The organism is Paenibacillus sp. P46E (genome assembly GCF_001909095.1).
Lineage (GTDB): Bacteria > Bacillota > Bacilli > Paenibacillales > Paenibacillaceae > Paenibacillus_AQ > Paenibacillus_AQ helianthi.
Genome location: NZ_LVYZ01000088.1, coordinates 119,394 through 145,517 on the forward strand (window position 1 = coordinate 119,394; position 26,124 = coordinate 145,517).

Sequence of the window (26,124 nt, forward strand, 5' to 3'; positions counted from 1 at the left end):
CAAGCACACCAAATGTCGAGAAGAAAGGCGGGTGTCAGGTTATGATGAAGCTGTCGGCGGGAGACAAATTCCTACAAGTCATTATATATGCAACGCTGCTGCTGCTGGGCTTCATCACCCTGTACCCCTTCTGGAACTCACTCGTGATTTCCTTCAATATGGGCTCGGACACAGCGCTTGGCGGGATTACGTTCTGGCCGCGCAGGCCAACGCTGGACAATTACGAGGTCGTGTTCAGGGACAGCCGCATCGGTCATGCATTTCTGATCTCCATTATGCGCACTATTGTAGGCACTACATTATCGGTCATGTTTACCGCCATATTGGCCTACGGACTCTCCCGGCATGAACTGATGGGACGCAAAATATATATGGTATTCTGCATCATAACAATGTATTTCAGCGGAGGACTGATTCCCACCTTCCTGCTGCTCCGCGAGTTTGGCATGATGGATACCTTCTGGGTGCTGGTCATTCCCGGTATGATCAGTGTCTACAACATGATTATTTTCCGGACTTTCTTTTTGGGACTGCCGGCAGGACTGGTTGAATCGGCGCGGATTGACGGCTGTAACCATATCGGAGTGCTGACCCGTATTATTTTGCCCATCTCTGGTCCTGTCGTGGCTACCCTGTCATTATTTACGGCCGTATATCACTGGAATGACTGGTTCTCAGCCAGCATTTATATCAATAATCCCGATCTGATCCCGATTCAGACCCTGCTGAAGCAGATCCTGAATTCCAATATTGTGACGGATCAGCTCCAGAAGGCCATCGGGAGCAGTGCAGCTGCTCAAGACCGGCTCGCGCTCGTGCAGTCAGTTACCAGTAAATCGCTGATTATGGCAACCACCATGGTCGCGACGCTGCCGATTATAATGGTCTACCCGTTTTTGCAAAAGTATTTTGTGAAAGGTGTGTTAATCGGGTCGCTTAAGGAGTAATGAATGAATATTAGAGAGGGGTTGCTCATTTGAAGTCTAAGAAGAGTTTTCCGCTGCTGAGTGTTGTATTATGTTCGGTGCTTTGGATTGCCGGTTGTGGAGGGGGGAACAATGCTGCTGCGCCATCCGCTGATCCTACCAAAGAACCAGCGGTAACGGAGACAGCAGCGGCAAGTGTAAGCCCTGAAGCTACAACAGCCGCTGTAGGAAGCACGGTCAAACCGGTCTCCTTCACGTATTACAGTAATTACGACTGGGATACCACGGAAGAATGGGGGAGGGATTCCACCACCAAGTGGATTGCCGACACCCTTAAGGTCAAGATGACCCCGGTTCAGTCCAGCGGCGCTGCCGAGACCAAGTTCAGCACCATGATCGCCTCGGGAAGTCTGCCGGATGTCATTATGATGGACCGCGGTGCGAATGTCGAACGTCTTCGTCAGCCCGGGCTGCTGGTACCCTTAGATGATTATCTGGACCGTTATCCTAATCTGAAAAAGAACGCCGGTGAAGCCACTCTGAACATGCTGCGCTCTGAAGACGGTAAGCTCTACCAGTTCCCCAACTGGTATACGTCAAGCCCGAATGGCAACGGCGGCTGGATCATTAACCGGAAAATATACAAGGAACTGGGTTCACCGAAGCTGGAAACCTACGATGATCTGTATGCCTACCTGAAGCAGGTGAAGGAGAAGTATCCCGATGTGGTACCGCTTGAAGTGGGAGCCAAAGGCCGGGGACTCGAGACGATGTATGGCGGATTTGCTGAAAATAAACCGTACCTGCCCAAAGCCAATCCGGTGGGCAACACGCTGCAATCGATTTTTGAGGATCAGGTGTTCATCGAGAATATGCAGTATGCCAGCAAGCTCTTCCGTGAAAAACTGATCACACAGGATCTGTTCACCCAGACTGGTGACCAGATTTCCGAGAAACTCAAAACAGGCCGCGTTGCAGTATATGTGGACGGCGATGTGGTGAACCCTGGACGGGGAGCGGATAACGCGCTGCGTACAACAGACCCTGAAGCCGGCTACGATATCATCTGGCCGATTCACAAGGCGGGTCTGGATGCAACTAAAATTACACCCAACAATTACAACTCACTGGGTTGGAACGTGCTGGTCATCACCAGGAACGCCAAGGACCCGGAAGCGATTTTCTCCTACCTCGACTGGGTGACCAGCGAAGAAGGCCAGCGGATTTTGAACTTTGGACGTCAAGGCTTGTATTGGGATGAGTACGATGCAGACGGCGTGCCTATTCTGAACGAGGCTGGTCTGAATACACCACAAGGAGACAAAGATAAGGAAAGAATCGGCCGTTTCAACTGGGTCGGCAACACCACCTTTATTGATCAGACCAAAGCCAAGATGGATGCACAGCTTCCGGCCGACAAGCAAAACTGGACTACGCTGGCCCAGCAGAAGGTGACCTGGAAGACATCGAAGAACTTTACGGAGTTCGTCAATCTGGACCCGCTGCCGGACTCGGAAGAAGGAACGATTGCAACGGCGGTAAATGATATTTACCAGGAGGCTTTTGCAAAAGCCTTATACGCCAAAAGTGATGATGAAGTTCTCAGTCTCTTAAACAAAGCGAATGAAGACGCCAAAAAAGCGGGTTACGAGAAGCTGCTGAAATTCCAAACCGCGAAATGGCAGGACAATCTGAACAAGATGAAATAAAGCTAGAGCCAGCATAAACCGTGGGGTATACTGAATCCAAGTGTACCCCCTTTTTACTATTATATGGCATTCACCGCATGCACAAGTTGCCGGGGGGCGGATTGAATTCTGAGTGCGAGGGTGGGGTGAAATGGGATGTATAAGGTGCTGCTGGTCGACGATGAGATGCTGGATCTGGAGGGTCTGCAGCGCTTCATGAACTGGAAAGGTCTTGGTATGGAGGTGTGTGCAGCCGCGAGCAGCGGCTTTGAAGCTCTGAAGGTACTCGATTCGCAGGTTGTGGATATTATGGTTACCGATATCAGAATGCCGATCATGTCAGGGATGGAGCTTGCCCGCAGAGCCCTTGAGCTGAACCCTAAGCTGAAGATTATTTTTGTCAGCGGCTATGAAGATTTTCAATATGCCAAACAGGCCATATCCATGAGCGCAGCCGGTTACGTGCTGAAGCCTGTAGACGATAACGATATGCGCAAATCGCTGGAAGAGGTTAGGGAGACTCTGGACCGTGAGCGTGAGTACTCCCATTTAGAGCGTTATTTCTCCGAATCCGAACCGCTTCTGCGCCGAGAGCTGTTCATGCAGCTTCTTGACGGTACACCGGACGAAGAAAAGGTGTTGCCCCTGCTTCAACGTGTCGGTATTAACTGGAATGGGGCGAGACTGTACACCGCACTGCTGGAGCCCGATGATATGTCCTGGAAGCTGAATGGATTTAGTGACGGGGCGAAGGCAGAAATAGAGAACACGCTGGAGATGTCGATCGAGCGGTACTGTGCCGAGGAACAGATACAGGCCTGCCGGACGGAGCGTTTCCATTACGCACTGATTCTGGAAGAAAGTGTGGGACGTGAAAGACTCCGCAGGCTGATCCATCGGGCGGCGGATGGAATACCGCTGACGGTAACCATTGGTGTAGGTCCCACCGTTGGCTATTTGCGTGAGCTGCGGGATTCCTTCCGTCAGGCGAGGAATGCGCTAGGGTTGAAGCTGTTCCTGGGCAAAGGCAAGCTCATCCTCCATTCAGATGCCAGAGAGCCGATCTCGGCCTCAGCCAAAGATTTGGACAGTATTCTACAGGCCTTGTTCGCGGCGGTGACGTCTTACCGTCTGGTCGATGTGGACGACTGCAATGAGGAACTGTTTGTTTGGGTGGGCAATATGGAGACCAAACTGGAGATTTACCAGCTCTTTCTGCACATCGTTTCTAAGCTGGATGCGTATTTGCATACGATTAATGAGGATTTTTATGAGCTGCTGGGGCTGGAACGGAAACATCTGAGTATTCTATATGATCTGGAAACCATTGAGGATATGAAATCCTGGCTCCGCCGCCGGATGTTCGAGCTATCCGAGCGGCTGCAGCGCAAGCGTCAAGGGAAGAAGCGTAAGCTTGTGGACCAGGTACAGGCGTACATTGAAGAGCATTTGGAGCATAATGTCATGCTGCGGGATGCAGCCAACCACTTTTCCTTTTCACCTAATCACTTGGGTCAGATCTTCTACGAAGAGACCGGAGTGTATTTCTCCGATTATGTGGGGCTGAGGCGGCTGGAGCGGGTCAAAGTATTGCTTAGTGATCCGAAATTGAAGGTCTACGAAGCCGCAAACCGGGTGGGTTATAAGAATCTCTCCCATTTTAGTAAGCAGTTTAAGGAATTTTATGGTGTGAGCCCAGGTGATTACAGGAGACATTTGTGACATGCGGCGCATGGGGAGCATTCCTTTTGGATACAAGCTTATTCTGCCTTATGTGCTGTGCCTGCTGATTGCCGTGCTGACGGTTGGCCTGTTCGCGTATGCGCATTCCGTGAATTCCCTACGGGAAAAGACACGGGAGAACCTTCAAGGAACGCTCAGGCAAATGCGCGACAATATCCGTTACCGCACAGATGATATCGAACGCATCTCGAACAGCCTTTACTATAATTACAGTCTGCAAAATGCGCTTCGCCGCTATGATCAAGGCTGGTACAGCTATGAAACTATGACCAGGACACTCATGCCGGCGCTTGAAAACCTGCTGAATTACACAGCCAGCAATATTGGCCTGTCCCTGTATCTTCAGAACGAAACACTGCCTGAAGTGTTCTATAAGGACGGAGGGCTGAATCCGCTGCTCTCCACGAAACGTTACGAGATCTATCATGTGCAGCGGATACAAGACGCAGATTGGTACCGCATGCTGGAATTTTCGGGTAACCTGCCGGGTCTCAGCCGCTGGCAGCAGATTCTGCACGATCAAGAGGATGGCAATATTTCGCTGCTGCAGCGTCTGGATGATGTGCAGCGCGGGAAGGAGATTGGTCTTGTCCGGGTGGCGGTACAGATCAAGGATCTGCTGGATGCTGTGGATTACCGCAAAATTGGCGAATACAGTACGCTTGTCGTGCTTGATGACAACGGCAGGATTGTGATGCAATCTTCACCGGAAGGCACGGCAGGGTCGAGCAGCGGGACAGAACCCGAAGAGCTTGTCCTTAGTGAATCACTGCACGGCCTGGGCTGGCAGCTGCAAGCCTACATTCCTTACAGCTTGTTCGATCAGAGCGCGAACGAGGTCCGCCGGATGACACTGCTGGTATGTCTGGTCAGTGCCGTTGTCCTGGCCGCCTTGGGAATCGGGGTATCCGGTTACTTCTCACGGCGCATCCAGAAGATCGTGGGATCCCTTAATGCATTTCATGACGGGGATTTCCACAAAAGAATCCGCTTCAAAGGCAATGATGAGCTGGCGCAAATTGCTATCGCCTTCAACCGGATGGGAAGCAATATGGAAGAGTTGATCCATAAAAATTATGTTGCCGATCTTCAGAAAAAAGAAGCAGAGCTGGAGTCGCTGCAGGCGCAGATCAATCCTCACTTTCTCTACAATACTCTCTCCTCTATTAACCGTCTGGCCCAATTCGGCGATATCGATAAACTGCATATTATGGTACAGGAGCTGGCGAAATTCTACAGGCTTAGTCTGAACCGCGGAGAAATCCTGACCACTGTGGGCAAGGAAATCGAGCATGCCAAAGCCTATGTAGCGATCCAGTGCATTAAATACGGTGAACGGCTAAGTGTATATTATGACATTGATCCGGAACTTCTGGAGTACGCAACGGTCAAGCTGATTCTGCAGCCCCTGATTGAAAATGCGCTTGAACATGCCTGGTTCGGAGCCACCTTGGGCATCAGGCTTGTCGTAGCAAAGCGGGATTCGGAGATTGTGTTCAAAGTGATTGATAATGGGGTGGGTATGAATGCAGATATCATCCGGCAGATTATGGCCCCTGAGGGTCCTCGTATCGGTTATGGCATCCGTAATGTGGATTCCCGGATCAAGCTCCATCATGGCAACAGCTATGGGGTAATCATTGCCAGCCGTTCAGGGATCGGGGCTTGCATCCAGATTTCGATTCCCTGCCGGATGTAACATTGACCATTCAATCAGACATATCCGGTTAAAAAGGAGCTATGAAGCAATTGAAAATCATACTTAGCAATGGCTGTGAAATGAGGCTGGAGGGACAGACCGGAACTTTTGCCCTAGCTCTCTCTTCCTTTATGGATGTCGCTGAGGCCGATGTAGAATATGTTCGTCTGATTATGGATGCCTCTAGTCCGGCTGTTCTACCGGAATTATCCCTGAAGTGGAGCTGTGCAGCAGTGGATGTACAAGGCTTGTGGCATCCAACAGTGGAGCGGAGCCGGGGGCTGATCCCCGATTGGCGGCAAGGCTTCCCTTCAAGGTCCACTTCGTCCGCACCGGTTATCTGTCTCTACGGAAACCGGGGCAACAATGTGCTGACCTTTGCCTGCTCGGATGTACTAAGTCCCGTGGAGCTTCATGCAGGTCTGAATGAGGAAACATCCAGCTTCCATTGTTCCGTGACGCTCTTTGCAGACCCAGGCGCGCCCGAAGACCATGTTGAGGTCATGTTGCGATTGGATACGCGAAGTCATCCCTACTATGATGCGCTGAAAAGGGTGGGCGAATGGTGGGCCGGACTTCCCGGCTGTAACCCTTCCCCCGTTCCGGACGCGGCCAGAGAACCGGTGTATTCTACATGGTACAGCTTTCATCAGCAGCTTTCGCCTGATGCAGTGGAAGCCGAGTGCAGAGCAGCTGCAGCCATGGGCTGCAAGACGGTCATTATGGATGACGGCTGGCAGACCTCAGATGAGACCCGGGGTTATGCCTACTGTGGAGACTGGAGGGTAAGTGCGGATAAAATTCCTGATCTGAAATCACATGTAACTCGGATTCATGAGCTTGGAATGAAATTCATGCTGTGGTATGCGGTTCCGTTCATCGGAAAGCACAGTCAGGCCTGGGCGAGGTTCAGGGATAAATTACTGTATGTAAGTGATGAGCTTGGAGCAGGGGTCGCTGATCCCCGTTATCCGGAAGTGCGTGAGTATTTGACCGCCATTTATGAGCAAGCTGTTCTAGAATGGGATTTGGACGGGTTTAAGCTGGATTTCGTTGATAGCTTTTATGCCAAAGGGGATATTGATCTTCCCGCAGATGGGCAAGACACCGGTTCGGTACCGGAAGCAGTGGATAAGCTTCTAAGTGGGATCATCTCCCGTCTGAGACAGTTGAAGCCGGATATTCTGATCGAATTCCGCCAGAATTACATTGGACCGCTAATGCGTAAATACGGGAATATGTTCCGGGCCGGCGATTGTCCTAATGATGCGCTCCAGAACCGAATTAAGACGATCGATATCCGGTTGATATGCGGCAGCACTGCGGCACATTCCGATATGCTGATGTGGAATCCCCAGGAGTCTTCGGCGGCGGCAGCACTTCAGTTCATTAATGTACTGTTTTCCGTTCCCCAGATTTCGGTCCGGCTCGACCGGCTGCCGGAGGAACATACTGCCATGCTGACGTTTTGGCTGTCCTTCTGGCGTGAGCACCGGGACGTTTTGCTGGATGGCCGCCTGGAGCCGCAGCATCCCGAGCTGCTATATCCATTAGTTACAGCCCGCACCACCCGGAAATGGGTGATTGCTGCTTATCATGATACGGTTATCCCTATAACCGGGAATATGCCAGAGCTGGTGATTATCGTCAATGGTACGCTACTCTCCCGCCTGGTACTGGAGCTGGACTGTGACACAGGTCCTCTGGATATAAGTGTCCGAGATTGCCAGGGAACAGTAACGTCAGAGTATCAACTGAACTGGAACAACGGGGTGCATATGCTTGATGTGCCTGCGGCAGGTGTAATTACGCTGGAGCCTGCCAGCAGGAAAGAATGAATGCCCGAGAGGTCATCCATGCCGCTGTTCCCGCATTGCTGTAGCTACTGGCTCTGAGCTTATATCAGCTATATAGTACATCCATAGCCGCTGCTCCCAATTAAATTCGGGTCAGCGGCTTTTCTCCGTCAAGGCCGACTTTGTATCGAAACAACGGCAGAAATGCCGTTAGTGGAGCCACGCAGGCGGGTCTGCCCAGGAACAACGACAGAAATGCCGTTGTTGAAGCCCCGCATACCGGTTTTCCATACGTTACGTTCGGGGTACAGCGAGCAGCTTCTCAATAAACATCTGAACCGCCATACTCTCCGGGTTGCCTTTGTGCCGGATGATCAGAAATTCACGTTCCAGCAGTCTTTGTCTGAGCCGCAGCTCGCAGATTTCGCCGCCCGCCAGCTCTTTGCGCACGATCCATCTGGACAGGATCGCCAGCCCCAGTCCGGCAGAGACGGCCTCCTTGACACCCTGACTGCTGTTGAATACATACGATCTTTTCATGGATACCCCCGATTCCTGCAGAAAATGATCGCTGAAAGCACGGGTGCCGGAGCCATGCTCGCGTAGGACCCAGGTCTCCTCCTCTAGCATATTCTTTTCCACCGCAAGACTTTCTGCGAGCGGATGTCCTGGAGGGGCGACGACGATCATCTCATCCTTCATGTAGGGAATGATCAGAAGCTCAGGGTCATTGGTTTCACCTTCGATAAAAGCCACATCCAGCTGGTTCATTCTTACGGCCTCGATAATTTCCTCCGTATTCCCAATGGTCAACTGAAGGCTGACCAGCGGATACTGTTTGGCGAATGCAGCAAGTCTGGCCGGTAAAATATACTCCCCGATCGTAAAGCTGGCCCCGATATGGAGATTTCCGGTTACTTCATCCCGCAGCAGACGGATTTCCCGCCCGGCCTCCTCATAATGGGATAGTATCTGCTTGGCATGCTTATAGAGTATCGTTCCAGCTTCCGTCATGCGGACCTGCTTCGGAGAACGGTGGAGCAGCTTGGTTCCCATTTCATTCTCCAGATTGCGGATATGAAGGCTTACACCAGGTTGTGACAAACCTAGCAGCTCGCCTGCCTTAGAGAAATGGCTCTGTTCCACAACGGTAACAAATACATTCAGTGCATCAACAATCATATAAATCCCTCATTTTAGATCGGCAATTACGCCGGAATAACCTACATTTCGTACATTTTATCATATCGTTTACGTTCAATCATAACAAAACCTGATGATATGAATAACAAAGCAGTATTTCACTTTCACGTGCGAGGCACTTATAGTGAAGCTATCAAGACTTAACCGCCATGAGCGGTGGACGGAGAGTGTAGCAGATGAACCATACACATAAACTGAATCCTTATACAGTGAAGCTCCCGGGGATGACCCGCGGGATTGGAATCACATTCCTGCTCGCCGTAGCAGCCAAATATCTCGCTCTGCTGCCGCTAATGAATATGCTGGGGCAACTAGTCCTGGCCATTCTGCTGGGTATAACATTCCGTGCAGCGGCTGGCGTTCCGCATAGTGCGGTGGCAGGCATTCAATTTTCCAGCAAAAGACTGCTTCGGGCGGGAATCATTCTGCTGGGGATGAGACTCAACCTTGCAGATATCCTGGCTGCCGGCCCAAAGGTATTTGCCATTGCAGTAATCAATATCGTGTTCACTTTATTCACCGTGTACGGCTTGGCCAAATGTTTCAGAATCGACAGAAGATTAAGTCTGCTGACAGCCTGCGGTACAGCCATTTGCGGAGCGGCAGCAGTCGCGGCAATTGCCCCGCAAATCAAGGCTTCTGAACATGAAACGGCTGTCGGTGCAGCCACTGTAGCAATACTGGGTACGATTTTTACACTGTTATATTCACTGCTGTATCCGTTCATGGGATTGAGTCAGGCAGGCTACGGGATCTTTGCAGGAGCTACACTTCATGAAGTGGCTCATGTGATTGCTGCCGCCGCTCCGGCGGGCAGGGACGCTGCAGATCTGGCAGTCATCGTGAAGCTGACCCGTGTGGCGATGCTGATCCCTGTCGCTATCCTCATCGGGAGCTGGGAAGCCTACAGAACACGTAAGAAGGAGAGAATGGAGAATCCTGCTGAGGAAGCGGCGGCGCGGGAGATTAAGAAAACCATAGAATGGAGAAATCTTCCAATTCCTTGGTTTATCCTCGGCTTTCTGGTGATGAGCGGAATCAATACATTAGGTATTATCCCGTCAAGAATCACCAGTGAGCTTGTTGTTCTGGCTTACCTTTTGCTGGCAATGGCAATGGCGGGGATGGGTCTGGGGATTGACCTGAGAACCTTTGGCCGGATGGGGAAAAAGCCATTTTTGGCCGGACTGATCGGATCTGTTCTGCTATCCGTGCTGGGGTATATACTGGTGATTGCTTTTGGACTGGCTTAGATGAAGAGGGCTGGCCGTACAGTAAATAGACGCCTCTCGATAAGATCAAGAAGCGTCTATACCAAAGTGTATTTGCTGCAGCTTACTGTTGGTCCTGCTTAGGCACTGTAGTGATCATCCAGAGGATGCCGAATTTGTCCTGAACATGTCCGAAGAGCGCTCCCCAGAATGCAGGGTTCAATGCTTCCTTGACCACACCACCCTCAGCCAGATTGTCAAAAGCTTCACGCGCTTCAGCTTCTTCCGCGAATTCCAGGTTTAAGTTAACTGTATTCCCATAACTAACCGGTTCGAGGACGGAATCGGACATCATAAAATGGACTCCGGCAGCCATAAAGCTGAGATTGATCACCTTGTCCTTCAATTCCTCACTCGCATTAGGCAAGTCTCCGTGTTTGGTAATGGAATTCATTTTGCCGCCAAGCGCCTCAATGTAGAACTCCGCTTGAGCTTTGGCATCCTCCGACATCAGGTAAGCCGTAAAAATGGCCATGTGAACAACATCCTTTCCAGGGTTGATGTATGGTTCTATCCTGTCCATTGTACCAAACTTCTTCAGCCGTATTTCTCATGGATTGCTGTATTATGGGGCTAAGTTAACGTAATCTATACCCCCGAATATGCCATAAATCCGCCGTCGACCGGAACAGTAATCCCCGTAACAAAACCCGACATCTCTTCGTCCGCCAGCCAGAGCAGGGTACCCAGCAGATCCTCCGGTTTCCCGAAGCGGCGCATCGGAGTCTGGGAGATGATTTTATGTGATCGTTCAGTCAATTCTCCGTCTTCCCGAAGCAGGAGCTTCTCATTTTGCTTCGTCAGGAAAAAGCCCGGTGCGATAGCATTAACCCGAATTCCAGACTCAGCTAGGTGGACGGCCAACCATTGGGTAAAGTTGTTGATCCCTGCCTTCGCCGCACTGTACGCTGGGACTTTGGTCATTGGCGATGCAGCGCTCATAGAGGAGATGTTAATTACGGATGCACCCGCACGCCCAAGCATTTGCCTGGCGAAAACTTGCGTGGGTAGAAGTGTGCCAACCAGGTTGAGATCCATCACCTGACGGAAACCGGATGCTGAAAGATCGAAGAAAGAGGTAATCTCCGGGTTCTCCAAATCTCCTTCGGTTAATGTTTCCTTCGTGGTAACTGCTGAAGGCTGATTTCCCCCGGCCCCATTGATTAACAGATCACAAGGTCCCCAATGCTTCAGAACTTCAGCTGCGGCACTCCGCACGCTGCTGTCTTCTGTAACATCACAGGCCACAGCAAGGGCCTGTCCTCCAGCTGCGCTAATCCTGGCAGCAAGAGAGTCTCCTTTTGCTGCGGTGCGGTTAAGAATAGCGACCTTGGCTCCCTGGCGTCCTAACTCCTGTGCCATGACAGCGCATAAGACACCCGCTCCTCCGGTAATGACAGCAACTTTGCCTGCAAGTGCGGGCTGTAAGGCTAACTCAGCCATATATGGCACTTCCTCTCTGTAGGGTGCTGCGCTGAGGCGCAGCCCAGGATGAGTAAATAAACAGTTAACAGGGATTTATCGAGTACTGCTACGGTAAGCCGAAGGGGAGACCCCGGTTGTTTTTTTGAAATATTTAGAGAAGTGGGCGAGCTCCATGCCTACCTGTTCGGCGATATCGGAGATGCTGAATCCGGTATAAGAAAGCTGTTTTTTGGCGAGCTCCATCCGCTTGAGCTGTACATAATGCATTGGGGTGACCCCCATGAATTTTTTGAAGTAAGGGATGAAGTAATTCGGATGTAAATGCACCTGCTCCGCCAGCTCCTCGACCTCAAGAGGGTGCTTCAGCCGCTGGTCAATGTATTCCAATACATGCGCGAGTTTGCCCTGATCACTGGTATGCAGCAGTTCATCCATGAAGTCAGAGTAGCCGCCAGCCTCCAGGCATAACGCCATCAGATTGAGCAATGCGGCCTGCACACGAATCGAGGAGAGAAAGCCCTCAGCCTGAAACAGTGAGATCATCTCAGTAAATACCGCCCGCACCGCATCCGGATCGGCAGCATCGCTGATATACAGCTTGTTCGCGGAATGAAACAGCGGCCACTCCCCGATACGGGCATCGAAATGGCAATAGTAGCGGGTATATGGATGGTCTGGCGATGTTTCGGTAGTCTGAATGGAACCGGCAGGCATGATCATTAATTGCCCTGGTCTAGGATAATAAACAACTCCGTTAATGATGACCTTTCCTTCTCCGCGGTCGATAAAATAAAGCCGGTTAAAAGAAGGTGTTTCGTTCGTACGGTTCCAGCCGGGATAACCAGTGGTGAGCTGGGCATGGGTCACGGTAACGTTCAAATTCTGCAGCAGGCGTCCTGTCATATTTCCCAATCGATCCATAGAGCACCTCCTTTTAGGTTATTGTTTCTATTATACCGCTTTCATTTATCTAATACATCTTAATTATATACAAATACTCCTTAATTCCAGTCATGTTCACACTCTAAGATTAAGGTTATTCTCATAACATAAACTGAAATCAGGAAGTGATTATAGAGATGACAAAGGTACGATATGGAATTATCGGCATCGGAAATATGGGCCGGGCTCATGCCCTGAGTCTGCTTGAAGATGTGAAGGGGGCGGAACTGGCTGCCGTATGCGATATCAGTCCTGAACGCCTGGAATGGGCGGTGGATCAATTACCGGAGAAAGTGAAGCATTTCAGCACCGCGACAACGATGTTTCAGTCAGGCGCTATTGATGCCGTATTAATTTCCACGCCGCATTATGATCACCCTCCGCTCGCGGTAGAAGCGCTGGGCTACGGACTTCATGTTCTGATTGAAAAGCCTGCTGGTGTATACACCAAAGCAGTTCAGGAAATGAACGACGCCGCTGCTAAATCGGACCGCAAATTCGGTATTATGTATAATCAGCGGACTAACCCGCTGTACCAGAAACTACGGGAGCTGATTCAGGCCGGTGAGCTTGGTGAGATCCGCCGCACCAACTGGATTATTACCAACTGGTACAGATCGCAGAACTATTACGATTCTGGCGGCTGGCGTGCGACTTGGGCCGGAGAAGGCGGTGGGGTGCTGCTGAATCAGGACCCGCATCAGCTGGACCTCTGGCAGTGGACCACTGGAATGATGCCGGTGCGCATCCGGGCATTTTGCCACTTTGGCAAATACCGCAAGATTGAGGTCGAGGATGATGTAACCGCTTATGCCGAGTATGCTAATGGTGCCACCGGGCTGTTTATCACCACAACCGGAGAAGCTCCGGGGACGAACCGTTTTGAAATTACAGGGGACAATGGAAAAATCGTCATTGAAGACGGTACGCTGACTTTCTGGCGGCTGCGCACACCGGAGCCTGTGTTCAATGCTGAATTTAAGGGCGGATTCGGAGCGCCGGAGTGCTGGAAATGCGAGATCCCGGTGGAAAAAGGGGATGGAGAGCAGCACAAAGGCATTTTACGCAACTTCACAAACGCCATCCTGCACGATGAGCCTTTACTTGCGCCTGGAGAAGAAGGCATCCATGGCCTGACCCTCTCAAACGCCATGTATTTGTCCGCATGGACAGACAACTGGGTGGAACTGCCGATCGACAGCGATTTGTTTCATGAGAAGCTGATGGAGAAAGTGCAGAATTCCACCTTCCAGAAGGATATAACTGCACAAACGACACTGAATGTATCTGGAACACACTAAGACTCAAGGAGTGAAGCGACCTATGAAGACTTCAACGATTGCCGCGCAGATGTATACCCTAAGGGAATTCACCCAGACTGCTGAGGGACTGCGTGACAGTTTTCTTAAGGTTCAAGACATAGGCTATCAGGCAGTGCAGGTATCGGGTATTGGGCCGATTGATCCACAGCTGGTGAAGCAATACGCGGATGAAGCCGGGCTTGCGATCTGTGCGACACATGTTCCCTGGGACAGGCTGGTGAACGATCTGGATGCACTAGCCGCCGAGCACAAGCTATGGAACTGTACATACATCGGGCTTGGAGCACTTCCTGGCGAGTACCAGACAAGTCAGGAAGGCTATCGGACATTCGCGAGGGAAGCCTCCGAAATTGCACAAGTCTTGAAGCATAAGCACGGGCTGCAGTTTGTGTATCATAATCATGATTTTGAGTTCGAGCGTCTGGACGGCCTCACCGGTCTTGAAGTACTGCTGCAGGAGTCAGACCCGGGGGCGTTCGATTTTGAACTGGATCTCTACTGGGTTCAGGCCGGAGGAGGAAGTCCGGTGGATTGGATCAACAAAGTGAAGGACAGAATGCGTGTGGTGCATCTGAAGGATATGGCGGTGGTCGCGAGAAAAGCGGAGTTTGCGGAAATCGGCCAAGGCAATATGGATTACAGAGCGATCATTGAAGCCTGCCGCGAGACAGGAGTTGAGTGGTACGTGGTTGAACAGGATGTCTGCCGCCGCAATCCGTTCGAGAGTCTCGAGATCAGTCTGAAGTATCTGCATACCTTGCTGTAATCAGATCTGGAGGGAAGAAGAATGAGCCGTAATGACGGAATGAATTATGCTCCCAAGCATGAGGCTAAACCGGTTGTGGGACCGGGTGAATTCATAATCGCTGCAATTGCTCTGGACCATGGGCATATTTATGGAATGTGCAACGGCCTGGTGGAGGCCGGAGCGCAATTGAAATGGGTATATGATCCGGATCAGGAAAAAGTCAAAGCCTTCACCGCCGCTTATCCGGGAGTCCGGGTGGCCAGATCTGCAGAAGAAATACTGGAAGACCCGGAGGTACGCCTGGTGGCGGCTGCCGCCGTTCCTTCCGAGAGAGGACCGCTGGGCTTGCGTGTAATGGCACACGGGAAGGATTATTTTACAGACAAGGCGCCTTTTACAGCTATGGAGCAGCTGGAAGCAGCGCGAGTGCAGGCAGAGAAGACAAAACGTAAATATATGTGCTATTTCAGTGAACGTCTGCATGTGGAAAGTGCAGTATATGCAGGTCATTTGATCAGACAGGGCGCGATTGGCCGGGTGCTTCAGGTCATCGGAATGGGGCCGCACCGTCTGAATGCGCCCAGCCGTCCCGGGTGGTTCTTTCAGCGTGAGAAATACGGAGGTATTCTCTGTGATATCGGCAGTCACCAGATCGAACAGTTTCTCTACTATGCCGGCTGCCGTGATGCCAAGGTGCTGCACAGCAAGGTTGCCAATTACAACCATGCGGCCTACCCGGAGCTGGAGGATTTCGGAGATGCCACATTGGTGGGTGATAACGGAGCAACCCAGTATTTTCGCGTGGACTGGTTCACCCCGGAGGGACTCGGCACATGGGGAGACGGTCGCATGATTATCATGGGAACCGAGGGATACCTGGAATTACGTAAATACACCGATTTAGCCCGTTCGAATACACCGGATCACGTCTTCTGGGTAGACGGACAAGGTGAGCATTATGAGCAGGTGGCCGGCAAGATTGGTTTTCCTTTCTTCGGAGAGCTTATTCTGGATTGTCTGCAGCGCTCGGAGCTGGCGATGTCACAGGCCCATGTTTTTAAAGCGGCGGAGCTGTGTCTCATCGCACAATCGCAGGCTCTGAACCTTACACCGGATATTCTCAGATAGCAGAATCTAACACAGAGCAGAGCGGAAGGTGAACTGGATGAGTACAATAGGCGCAGCTATCATCGGCTGCGGGGCAATTGCTCCCCTGCATGCCAGGGCTATCCTATCTATGGAAGGGGCTAGGCTGGTAGCCGTTGCCGATTCAGATCCTGAACGGGCAGCACAAGCTGCACAAGACTACGGCTGTGAGTCGGTAACAGACTACAAGCAGCTTCTTGGGAGAACAGATATCGGCATAATCCATTTATGCACACCGCATCATCTCCACGCGGCGATGGCAGTAGAATTTCTTCAGGCCGGACATCATGTTCTGACCGAGAAACCAATGGCCTTAGATGTGTCTTCTGCCCAGCGGATGCAGGCAGCCGCTGCAGGCAGCAAGGGGCAACTGGGTGTTGTTTTTCAGAACCGCTATAATGAACCTTCCATACGGATCAAAGAAACCATCGATTCCGGCATTCTGGGCCAACTGATCGGCATGAAGGGGATTGTGACCTGGACCCGGAACGAAGCCTATTACACAGAGAGCAGCTGGCGCGGAAAATGGGCTACTGAAGGTGGCGGAGTCTTGATTAACCAGACGATCCACACCCTGGATCTGCTGCAATGGTTCGGTGGCGAAATTGCCTCCATTAAGGGAAGTGTGACCACAGACGTGCTGAATGAAGTCATTGAAGTGGAGGATACAGCACATGCCTGTATTCTTTTCAAGAATAACGTACGGGGGCTTTTTTATGGTACAAATGCATATTCGGTGAATTCTCCGGTTGAATTAGAGCTTATCTTTGAACAGGGCACACTGCTTCAGCGCAGAGACTGCCTGTACCTCTGGAAGGATGGCCATGAAACTCTGCTCAGTGAACCCCTGTCCACGGCAGTCGAAGGAAAGTCTTACTGGGGAACCAGTCACAACCGGTTAATCCGTGACTTCTACCAGCATATCATCGATGGCCGGAAATTCTGGATTGACGGGAACGAGGGGATCAAGGCCCTTGAGGTTATTGCCGGTATTTATACATCCTCAGAAGCATCTGAAAAAAAATGGGCCATGGACTCCCTCAAATTGACTTGAAACTAATTTAGCCTTATCTTCATAACATACGTTTCTAGTATGGCAGATGATAGACAGGGAGAGGGATACAGATTATGGAACAGGCAATGTTTGCCGGAGGCTGCTTCTGGTGCATGGTAACACCTTTTGAGGAGCTCCCCGGAATTCATGGGATTGTCTCCGGTTACGCCGGAGGATCCGTAGAGAATCCGACCTATGAACAGGTCAAAACAGGAACGACAGGCCATTATGAGGTAGTCCAGATCACTTATGATCCGGCGTTGTTCCCGTACGGGAAGCTGCTGGAGCTGTTCTGGCCGCAAATTGATCCGACCGATGACGGCGGACAGTTTCAGGATAGAGGGTCCCAATACCGGACAGCGGTATTCTACTATAATGAAGAGCAGCGTCAGGCTGCGTTGTCCTCCCGGGAACAGGTAGCGGCCAGCGGCAGGTTCGAAGGTCCGGTAGTGACGGAAATTCTGCCGGCGCCGGTCTTTTACCGGGCGGAAGAATACCATCAGGACTATCATAAAAAGAATCCGAAGCACTATAAAGAGGACCGCGAGCAATCCGGACGCGACACCTTCATCGCGAAGCATTGGTAAAGCTGGAATGGATTTAGAAAAGCCTTATGCCTCCTGTATTATGGAGAACTAAGGCTTTTTTCTTTTTTTGCAGTATCCGATGCCGAAAATAACCTTATTATAACGATTTACCCGAAATATGGTGCCGAAAACCGAAATTCTGCTCCTACTAAATGTTCTGCAAGGATACTATAATCAACACTGTAAACGCATACATTTATGGTGCGTGATTGAACCTATACCATTTAATGGAGGAAGATTGCGATGAGAAAAAAATGGCTAATGTCCGTACTCGCGCTTCTGCTACTGGTTTCCTGTTTCCCTTTGTTTACCTCCAAGGCGGAGGCAGCCGATTACTCGCAAGGTGTTGATTTGTCAGGATCCACGGCAACCATCTGGTTCAAATCAAGTGTCAGCACGAGTTGGACTGATGTTCATTACAAGGTTAATAACGGTGCTCAGATGAATCTCCGCATGACTTACAGCAGCAGCAACGCCCGCTATGAACAAGCCGTAACGGGTGTTACCAGCGGAACCGCAATCAACTATTCCTTCACGTACAACAATGGAACGCCTGCTTTTGACACTGGCTGGTTCACTTATACTGCCGGAACCACACCTACACCTACACCAACGCCGCCGAATCCTTCCGGGTCGATCTATTCGATTCCTGCTTCCTCCATTCCTACAGCGCCAAGCGGTTCAATGTCGCTTAAGGTAATGAACGGAACCGGCGGCGCATATCCGGACAGCCAGATCTACTGGGGCGTTATCGGCATCAATCCGGCCAACGGACAATGGAGTTATTTGGATCTGAATGGTAATCTGGTGCCGATCTCAACAGCTCTGAATGACGCTTCAGGCCACTTAACCAAGAATGGCGTGAATTATGCGAATATTTATCATACGGTCAGCCAGGCCTCTTGGGTGAACTTGCCTAAAATCACTTCCGGGCGGATGTTCCTCAGTGTAGGTTCACCATTGTACATCAAGACCTATAACGAAGGCTTCGCCGGACCGGATATCAACAATCTAACCGATCCAAACCGCAATATTTATTTTGATTTTGTGGAATTTACTGTCGATGGAACCGGATATCATGGCAATACTACCCGGGTTGATGCTTTCGGTTTCCCGATCCAGCACCGTCTGGTGAACTTGTCCGGTTCCTACGACCGAACCGTAGGTGAATTGGAATCTGAAACCCGTGCCGGAATATTCACCAAATATCAGAACGAAGTGCCGGCCGCTTTCAAATCGCTGGCTACCGATCAAGCGCCATACCGGATCATAGCGCCGATTTATGGATCCTTTGCTCCAGGCGGAGCAAATGCCAACTATTTCGCCGGCTATTCCAGCTATAGCACGAAGGATATTCTCCGCTGCGACGGAGCACTAACCGATGCCGCTACTGCGGCTGCGATCAACCGCCATGTCTATACAACCAGCAACTGGAACAATGTAGCTAATTATTACAATGCTGCTCCAGCCAATTATTATGCGAAGTTCTGGCATGACCACAGCATCAGCGGTCTGGCCTACGGCTTCCCTTATGATGATGTCAACGGTCAAGCCTCTTATCTGGAAGTTGGCGATCCCAAAGGTCTGATTATCCGTGTTGCCTGGTAAAAAGAACTCCAATTTCATTCCATAGGAAGTAGCAAAACGGCTGTAACGCCCAGTAAAGGGCGGGGCAGCCGCTTTTGTACGAAAAGAAAGATGCATAGAAATATCACCTCTCAGATAATAGTCATTCTTTATTTGTTGTAATTCTACATTCTTTCTACATAATTATCCGGTACACTTCTATTTACATTCGCGAGAGCAATGAAATGGAGGGATACACCGGTGAAGAAGACCATATGTAAAGCAGCTTTGACTATATTTCTGGGTGTGGCGCTGGCAGGCTGTTCTACGGCGAATAACTCACGTTCCGCGTCAACGGACACTCCATCACAATCAGCTGTTTCTATACCCTGGATCGCTACCAAGAATACAACCAGAATCAATACCTCAGATCCGATCCAAGCGGCAGTGCTCGTATCTCAATCCCTGTGGACAGCCGAAACGAAGAACAATCGGCCTTCCAGTGTAGTCCTTACCGATGTCAGCAGCTGGCAGATTGCCGCGGTAAGCACGGACTTGATCCATCATCCGAACAATGGTCCGGTGCTGTTCATCACCAAAGAGGGTATTCCGGAAGCGACGCTGACGGAACTCAAAAGACTTAAGCCTATGGGAGCGGAGAGTAACGATGGTGTTCAAGTGGTTCTTGTCGGAACAGTAGCAGACAGTGTAGAAGATCAACTAAAGGTCCTGGATTTGAAGGTGGATAAAATAGAGGGGGAAGAACCGGCTGAAGTTGCTAAATCGATCGATGCCTATTATGAAAAAGTGTCCGGAGCGCTGCCGCAAAGCGTCATAGTCGGCTCCGTGGACAGTCCTGAATATACACTGCCCGCAGTCAACTGGATCGCTCATATGCCCGAGCCCTTACTCTATGTGAGTAAACGAAAAATTCCGGAAGCTACTGCAGAAGCCCTCAAAGCCCGCGGAGGTAAAGCGGCTATCTACATTCTTGGCCCAACGTCCGCAGTTTCGGCAGATGTTGAGGCACAGCTTCAGGAATACGGAACGGTAAAGCGGATTTCCGGCGATAATCCTTACACGAACGCTATTGCTTTTGCGAAGTTCAAGGATGAGGCTAACGGCTTCGGCTGGGGCATCACAACGCCCGGACATAACTTATCTTTGCTGACGGCGGATTCGACCATGCTGGCGATTGCAGCTGCGCCGTTGTCACACTTAGGCAAACATGCACCGCGAGTTTTCATAAAAAAAGATGGTATGCCGGATTCGTTAATGAATTATACAATGGAGCTTCAACCGAAATTCAAGGATTCTCCTGCGGGAGGTCCGTATAATCATGCCTGGCTGACCGGTGATACCGACACCCTTTCCAGCGGTTCGCAAAGTGAAATCGACGATATGCTGGAGATCTCTTCTGCCTCCGGGGGAGACCCTCACTCCGGGCATTAACTTAGGTTAGAACAATAAACCCGTGATATGATAAGCTCATAGAGTGAGGTACAGCCCTAATTAGAGGAGGACAATCTATGAGCAGCTTAAAAACAGGCAATGTCTATTCCGGATTTAAAGTCGTACTTGAGGAATATATCCGGGAAATCGAATCCTCCGTATTTACAATGGAGCATCAGCAAAGCGGCGCAAGGCTGCTTTTCGTGCAGAATCAGGATGATAATAAGGTGTTCAGCGTCAGCTTTCGGACTCCGCCCGTGGACAGCACAGGAGTCTTTCATATTTTGGAGCATTCCGTATTATGCGGTTCGGATAAATATCCGGTCAAAGAACCGTTTGTTGAGCTGCTAAAGGGCTCGATGAAGTCATTTCTGAATGCATTTACATTTGCCGATAAGACCATGTATCCGGTGGCAAGCCGGAATAACAAGGATTTCTCCAACTTGATGGAGGTCTATCTGGACAGCGTGTTTAAGCCGAATATTTATAAGCAGCAGGAGATTTTTGAGCAGGAGGGCTGGCATTACGAGCTGCTGCATACGGAGGACGAGCTGATCTATAAGGGCGTTGTGTACAACGAAATGAAAGGCTCTTATTCCTCACCGGTTACGGTACTGCTGGACCGGATCAAAAAGTCGCTGTATCCGGACACCCTATATCGTCATTCCTCCGGCGGAGATCCTCAGGATATCCCTGCATTGACCTATGAGCAGTTCCTTGCGGCGCACAGCAACTATTACCATCCGTCCAACAGCTATTTTTATCTCTATGGGGATGTGAACATCGAAGAGAGGCTACAGTTCATCCACCAGGAATACCTCAGCCAGTACACCCGGAATGACTTCGATACCGCCATACCTATGCAGCAGCCGACGGGAATGACGGAATTCACGGCGGATTATTCTATTCTGGAATCAGAAACAGCTGAGGATAAGACCTATCTGAGCATGAACTATGTGATTGGAACCTCCCTGGACCGGGAGCTAAATCTGGCCTTTGCTATTCTGAAAAACATATTGATGGACAGCAATGCTGCTCCGCTGAAACAAGCACTGCTTGAAAGCGGTCTGGGCAAAGACGCCTTTGCCTTCTATTCCGACAGTATGGTCCAGCCGCTGCTGGGTATTACATTGACCCACTCCAACCCATCATCCAAGACTGCTTTTCTTGACCTGATCAGAACGACATTAAGCCGCCTTGCAGCGGATGGACTGGATGAGAAGCTGGTGCTCGCCGCAGTCAACAGCAAGGAATTTGAACTTCGTGAAGCAGACTTTGACCGGTATCCAAAAGGTCTGACCTATAATATTGAGGTTATGAAGTCCTGGCTGTACGAAGGCTCACCGTCTGCCCATCTGGAATATGAAACAGTGTTTGCTGCCATCCGGGAAAAATGTGCGGACCGTTATTTTGAACAACTGATCGAAACGTATTTGCTGAACAGTCAACATTGCAGTGTAGTCATACTTCAACCGTCGAATACCATTGCTGCCGAAAAAGAAGCATGTAGCCGTAAGCAGCTTGCTGAATATAAATCGTCTTTGACCCCTGAACAGCTCGGTCAGCTTGTTGAGAACACACAGAACCTGCTGACCCGGCAGAGCCGTCCGGACGCGCCTGAGGATCTGCAAAAACTTCCGAAGCTGTCCCTTCAGGACATTAACCGCAGCGCACTACAGCAAGTGCCTACCCATGAATACACGCTTAAAGGCATAAAACTGATTCATCATGAGATTCCTACGAACAAAATTGCCTATATCAAGCTGTATTGGGATACCGGAGTTGTTGCCGCTGAACAGATTTCTTATCTGGCACTGTTGTCGAAGGTGCTCGGCCAATTGGAGACTGACGCTTACAGTATTGAAGAGCTCACCAGTGAAATTGGGATCAAAACCGGAGGCATTCATTTTCAAAACGAGGTTTTTGGTGCCGCTAAAGATTCTGATGCCAATTATCAGCCTAAATTCAGTGCACGCATAAAAGTGATGAAGGGCAACATTGGCGATTCTCTGAAGCTGCTCCATGAGCTGCTCTATGCCAGCAATCTGGATAACCTGACCAAGCTGCAGGAAATCGTCCGCCGGGAAGCCTCGAAGATGGAATCCATTCTGAACCAGAAAGGCAATGAAATCGCAGCCAGCCGTTTGCTTTCCTATTTCTCAGATCAGGGTGCGTATCAGGAACAGCTCGGAGGTGTGGCTTATCACCGATTTATCCGGGAGCTTGCCCATACTATTGACCAGCAGAGTGAACGGCTCTCTGACACGCTCAAAGATATCTGCGCAGTCTTGTTCAACAAGCAGCATCTGATCCTGTCTGTGACAGGGGCTTCGGATATCTATGAAGAGTTCGCTGCGAATTTGGAACAGCTGGGACTCCAGGATCGTCAGGTGGAGCTGAAACCTGTGCTGAAGGCACAAGACCATGCCTGTAACGAAGGCTTCATGTCTTCAAGCCAGGTGCAGTATGTAGTTAAGGGATATGACTTCAACAAACTTGGATTTACGTATTCCGGCAAGATGCAGGTTCTCAAAAAAATCCTCAGTCTGACCTATCTCTGGAACGCCGTCCGGGTAAAAGGCGGGGCTTATGGCGGGAATCTGATTCTGCAAAAAGAGGGTATTCTCTTATTCACTTCCTATCGCGATCCTAATTTGCAGGAGACTCTGGAGATCTATGATCAGGCGTATCGTTTTGCTGAAAGCTTTGAAGCGGATGAAGACGAGATGACCAAATCGATTATTGGCACCCTGGCAATGTTTGACCAGCCGCTCAGTCTTAGCGCTCAGAGACGGCGGGCGGACCGGCATTATTTTGAACAGATTACCGGAGAAGAACTGCAGCAGGAGCGGAATGAAATATTGTCGGCTACACCTGAAGATATCAGGGAATATGCCGGGCTGCTAAAAGCTGTGGTGGAGAAGAACTACTTCAGTGTGGTTGGCAATGAAACCAGAATGAAATCGGCACAAGCCTTATTTGGCAGCCTGGAGGAATTAGTGAGGTAACGTATGAAAACACAAATTCTGATTATAGACGACGAATGGAATATGCGGAATTTGCTGCGTATCTATTTACAAAAGGAAGGCTTTGCCACTCGGGAAGCGGCGACAGGACACGAAGCGCTTCGCATGGTCGAACAGCACACCTTTGATCTGCTGCTCCTGGATGTAATGATGCCTGACATGGATGGCTGGCAGGTCTGCCGGGCTGTGCGAGAGCACACGAAGCTTCCCATTCTGATGCTTACCGCACGCTCGGAAACTAAGGACAAAGTGCATGGACTGGGAATCGGTGCGGATGACTATCTGACCAAGCCTTTTGAGCCGGAAGAATTATTGGCACGAATCCATTCCTTGCTGCGGCGTTCATCGCTGACCCGGGCGGTCGAATCCCAGGAAGAGCAGTTGAATTATCCGGGCCTGCGAATCTCTCCTGAAGCACGGGAGGTCTGGATTGAAGGCCAGAGTGTTGATTTTACCATGAAGGAGTTCGATCTTCTGACAATGCTTGCACGAAGCGGCCAGCGGGTATTTACCAGGGATGAGCTGGTGGAACGTCTCTGGGGCAATGATTATGGCGGAGAGATACGCGTGATCGACACACATATCAAGAATATCCGCGAGAAGCTGCACAAGGCAGGACTGCCCTACAACCCGGTTCAAACGGTATGGGGACTGGGATATAAATTCCAAATTCCCGGCACTGTCGAATGAAAAACAACATCATCGGTTTTAAACTGGGAGTTGTGATCATGTCAGTGTTTGTGATTGTTTTGCTGTTTCTGGGGATTACCATCGACCGGATGTTCAGCAGTTTTTATTATAAAGAAATGCAGACTGAGACCAATGAACTGGCTTCGCATTTCACTGTGATGGCCGAATCCAAGGACACGACCAGCGAACAAATGATGCGTACCTTTGCTGAATTTTCCAATGTGAGTATTTTTAATATTTCACGGGATTGGAGCGTTAATTTCCACTCAGGCTTACATAATTCGGCTGACCAGTCATTTATTCATGCTGCAGATTTGGAACGGATTTTTTCCGGTAACAGTGTGAGCTTTCTCTATAAAGATCCCGGTGGAAACCGCTATTTCGTGACAGGACAACCCATTAAGGCAGGCCAGACCATCGGCTCTGCACTTTATGTCATGTCTTCTACAGCAAGTATGGAGCAATCCATAGATTCGGTGCGGGTTATCCTGCTGCTCTCAGGAATGGGGGCTTTGGTGCTGGCGCTGGGAATTACCTGGATTATTGCCCGGGTGCTGTCGCGTCCGTTGGTGCAGATGCAAAAAGCTACCCGCAAAATTGCAGCAGGAGAGCTTGAGACCCGTCTGACGATCAGCAGCAATGATGAGATCGGGTTTCTATCCGCTGCAATCAACGATCTGGCCATCGACCTGCAGCGCTATCGAGACACCCGGCAGGAGTTTCTGGCAAATATCTCGCATGAGCTGCGGACACCGATCACCTATTTACAGGGTTATGCCAAGGTAGTGAAAGGTGAATTGTACGAGACGGAAGAAGAAAAAAATCTGTATCTCGATATCATTGACCAGGAGGCCCACCGCATCCAGCACCTGGTGGACGATTTATTTGAGCTCGCCAAGATGGAGGAAGGTAAAATTCCGCTAAACCTGGAAGACGTGGACTTGAGGCCGATCGTGGAGCACGCAGCCCGCAAGCTGGAATTAACCGCCAAAGAAAAAGGCCTAAATATCACAGTTTCATATATCGGTCAAGCTGCTGAAATGCGCGGGGACCGCAAACGGATGGAGCAGATTGTGATGAATCTTCTGGAAAATGCCGTGCGCTATACTGACGAGGGCGGGATTAACATCCAGCTGAATACTACACCAGACGCCGTACTTTTCATCGTAGAAGATACCGGTATTGGGATTCCTGAAGACGAGCTTCCGTATATCTTTGACCGTTTTTACCGGGTAGAGAAGTCGCGCTCACGTCAATACGGTGGCACTGGTCTTGGACTTTCTATCGTGAAGAAGCTGGTCGAGCTCTTGGGCGGTTCGATCCGCATCACCAGTACATATGGTGTGGGCACCCGCTGCGAGGTCAGGTTTCCAAAGCGTAGTTGAGAACAGTATAAATCTTAACAGTGAACCAAAACTAAATAAACCCAATTGGATCCAATTGAATTCGACCGAATCGAACTTGATTGAATGGAGTCGAATCTAATCGGACAGCATCTAATCTAATCGATTTAGTTTCGCGTAAACCCTCAGATTCAACTTGACAAAGTCAGCACTTGGTTTGGATTTTCCTCTGTACATCCATGAGTGTTGCGGACCGTATATCCCTTATTTGGTCGGATCAGGCGGTTCCTCAGATCATACGGACACAGATGACGTTACGTAGCCTGTTCCTCTTCAATTCAGGAGGGAATGCACGAAATAACGCCTCCTGAGTCCGTATATGCTAAAGAAACAAGTGTATTCGCAAAATAACGCCTTCTCTGTCCGTAACATTCTGCATTCTTAGACGATAACGAGTTACCAGATCACATTATGTTCAGCCTAAATGCTTCTAAGGT

General features: G+C 50.2%; 20 protein-coding genes. 16 read left to right on the forward strand and 4 right to left on the reverse strand.

The window, feature by feature from the left end:
- Positions 1 to 41 precede the first annotated feature (41 nt).
- The 5 genes from A3849_RS29430 (at position 42) to A3849_RS29450 (ending at position 7,894) form a co-directional block, all read left to right on the forward strand.
- The gene (locus A3849_RS29430) at positions 42 to 947 is read left to right on the forward strand and encodes a carbohydrate ABC transporter permease (RefSeq protein WP_074114623.1); all 906 of its coding nucleotides are present in this window, start codon (positions 42 to 44) and stop codon (positions 945 to 947) included.
- A gap of 29 nt (positions 948 to 976) precedes the next feature.
- Complete coding sequence (locus A3849_RS29435) at positions 977 to 2,635, forward strand: extracellular solute-binding protein (protein WP_074114624.1); 1,659 nt, start codon at positions 977 to 979, stop codon at positions 2,633 to 2,635.
- Between the two features lie 135 nt (positions 2,636 to 2,770).
- Positions 2,771 to 4,336, forward strand: a complete 1,566-nt coding sequence (locus A3849_RS29440; protein ID WP_074114625.1) for a response regulator — start codon at positions 2,771 to 2,773, stop codon at positions 4,334 to 4,336.
- 1 nt (position 4,337) lies between these two features.
- Positions 4,338 to 6,056, forward strand: coding sequence for a cache domain-containing sensor histidine kinase (locus A3849_RS29445; protein ID WP_074114626.1), 1,719 nt, complete (start codon positions 4,338 to 4,340; stop codon positions 6,054 to 6,056).
- 50 nt (positions 6,057 to 6,106) lie between these two features.
- On the forward strand, positions 6,107 to 7,894 hold the full coding sequence (locus tag A3849_RS29450; RefSeq protein WP_074114685.1) for a glycoside hydrolase family 36 protein: 1,788 nt from the start codon (positions 6,107 to 6,109) through the stop codon (positions 7,892 to 7,894).
- Between the two features lie 252 nt (positions 7,895 to 8,146).
- Here A3849_RS29450 and A3849_RS29455 read toward each other — a convergent pair whose 3' ends face one another.
- Positions 8,147 to 9,034, reverse strand: coding sequence for a LysR family transcriptional regulator (locus A3849_RS29455; protein ID WP_074114627.1), 888 nt, complete (start codon positions 9,032 to 9,034; stop codon positions 8,147 to 8,149).
- A gap of 197 nt (positions 9,035 to 9,231) precedes the next feature.
- Here A3849_RS29455 and A3849_RS29460 point away from each other — a divergent pair, with 197 nt between their 5' ends.
- Entirely contained in the window at positions 9,232 to 10,308 is a 1,077-nt protein-coding gene (locus tag A3849_RS29460) for a YeiH family protein (protein ID WP_074114628.1), read from the forward strand.
- 82 nt (positions 10,309 to 10,390) lie between these two features.
- Here the strand turns inward: A3849_RS29460 and A3849_RS29465 are convergent, their stop codons facing one another.
- From A3849_RS29465 to A3849_RS29475, 3 genes are all read right to left on the reverse strand, one after another.
- Positions 10,391 to 10,801 (reverse strand): VOC family protein, encoded by a 411-nt coding sequence (locus A3849_RS29465; RefSeq protein WP_074114629.1) that lies wholly within the window; start codon positions 10,799 to 10,801, stop codon positions 10,391 to 10,393.
- Between the two features lie 113 nt (positions 10,802 to 10,914).
- Positions 10,915 to 11,769, reverse strand: a complete 855-nt coding sequence (locus tag A3849_RS29470; protein ID WP_074114630.1) for an SDR family oxidoreductase — start codon at positions 11,767 to 11,769, stop codon at positions 10,915 to 10,917.
- Between the two features lie 75 nt (positions 11,770 to 11,844).
- Positions 11,845 to 12,672: a helix-turn-helix domain-containing protein gene (locus A3849_RS29475; protein ID WP_074114631.1), complete on the reverse strand. Its 828-nt coding sequence runs from the start codon at positions 12,670 to 12,672 to the stop codon at positions 11,845 to 11,847.
- 158 nt (positions 12,673 to 12,830) lie between these two features.
- Between A3849_RS29475 and A3849_RS29480 the strand changes: the two genes are divergently transcribed.
- The 10 genes from A3849_RS29480 (at position 12,831) to A3849_RS29525 (ending at position 25,669) form a co-directional block, all read left to right on the forward strand.
- Positions 12,831 to 13,994 carry a Gfo/Idh/MocA family protein gene (locus tag A3849_RS29480; RefSeq protein WP_074114632.1) on the forward strand — a complete coding sequence of 388 codons (1,164 nt, stop codon included), beginning with the start codon at positions 12,831 to 12,833 and terminating at the stop codon, positions 13,992 to 13,994.
- A 22-nt stretch (positions 13,995 to 14,016) separates the two neighbouring features.
- Complete coding sequence (locus A3849_RS29485; RefSeq protein WP_074114633.1) at positions 14,017 to 14,781, forward strand: sugar phosphate isomerase/epimerase family protein; 765 nt, start codon at positions 14,017 to 14,019, stop codon at positions 14,779 to 14,781.
- 21 nt (positions 14,782 to 14,802) lie between these two features.
- Positions 14,803 to 15,891 carry a Gfo/Idh/MocA family protein gene (locus A3849_RS29490; RefSeq protein ID WP_074114634.1) on the forward strand — a complete coding sequence of 363 codons (1,089 nt, stop codon included), beginning with the start codon at positions 14,803 to 14,805 and terminating at the stop codon, positions 15,889 to 15,891.
- Positions 15,892 to 15,928: 37 nt separating this feature from the next.
- Entirely contained in the window at positions 15,929 to 16,963 is a 1,035-nt protein-coding gene (locus A3849_RS29495) for a Gfo/Idh/MocA family protein (RefSeq protein ID WP_074114635.1), read from the forward strand.
- Positions 16,964 to 17,037: 74 nt separating this feature from the next.
- Positions 17,038 to 17,550: a peptide-methionine (S)-S-oxide reductase MsrA gene (gene msrA, locus A3849_RS29500; protein ID WP_074103781.1), complete on the forward strand. Its 513-nt coding sequence runs from the start codon at positions 17,038 to 17,040 to the stop codon at positions 17,548 to 17,550.
- A 243-nt stretch (positions 17,551 to 17,793) separates the two neighbouring features.
- Positions 17,794 to 19,158, forward strand: coding sequence for a glycoside hydrolase family 64 protein (locus A3849_RS29505; protein ID WP_074114636.1), 1,365 nt, complete (start codon positions 17,794 to 17,796; stop codon positions 19,156 to 19,158).
- A 219-nt stretch (positions 19,159 to 19,377) separates the two neighbouring features.
- Positions 19,378 to 20,568, forward strand: coding sequence for a cell wall-binding repeat-containing protein (locus A3849_RS29510; RefSeq protein WP_074114637.1), 1,191 nt, complete (start codon positions 19,378 to 19,380; stop codon positions 20,566 to 20,568).
- Positions 20,569 to 20,645: 77 nt separating this feature from the next.
- A complete protein-coding gene (locus A3849_RS29515; protein ID WP_074114638.1) occupies positions 20,646 to 23,576 on the forward strand; it encodes an insulinase family protein in 2,931 nt (976 codons plus the stop codon).
- Positions 23,577 to 23,579: 3 nt separating this feature from the next.
- Positions 23,580 to 24,284: a response regulator transcription factor gene (locus A3849_RS29520; protein ID WP_074114639.1), complete on the forward strand. Its 705-nt coding sequence runs from the start codon at positions 23,580 to 23,582 to the stop codon at positions 24,282 to 24,284.
- Positions 24,285 to 24,322: 38 nt separating this feature from the next.
- Positions 24,323 to 25,669 carry a sensor histidine kinase gene (locus tag A3849_RS29525; protein ID WP_256701081.1) on the forward strand — a complete coding sequence of 449 codons (1,347 nt, stop codon included), beginning with the start codon at positions 24,323 to 24,325 and terminating at the stop codon, positions 25,667 to 25,669.
- Positions 25,670 to 26,124 lie beyond the last annotated feature (455 nt).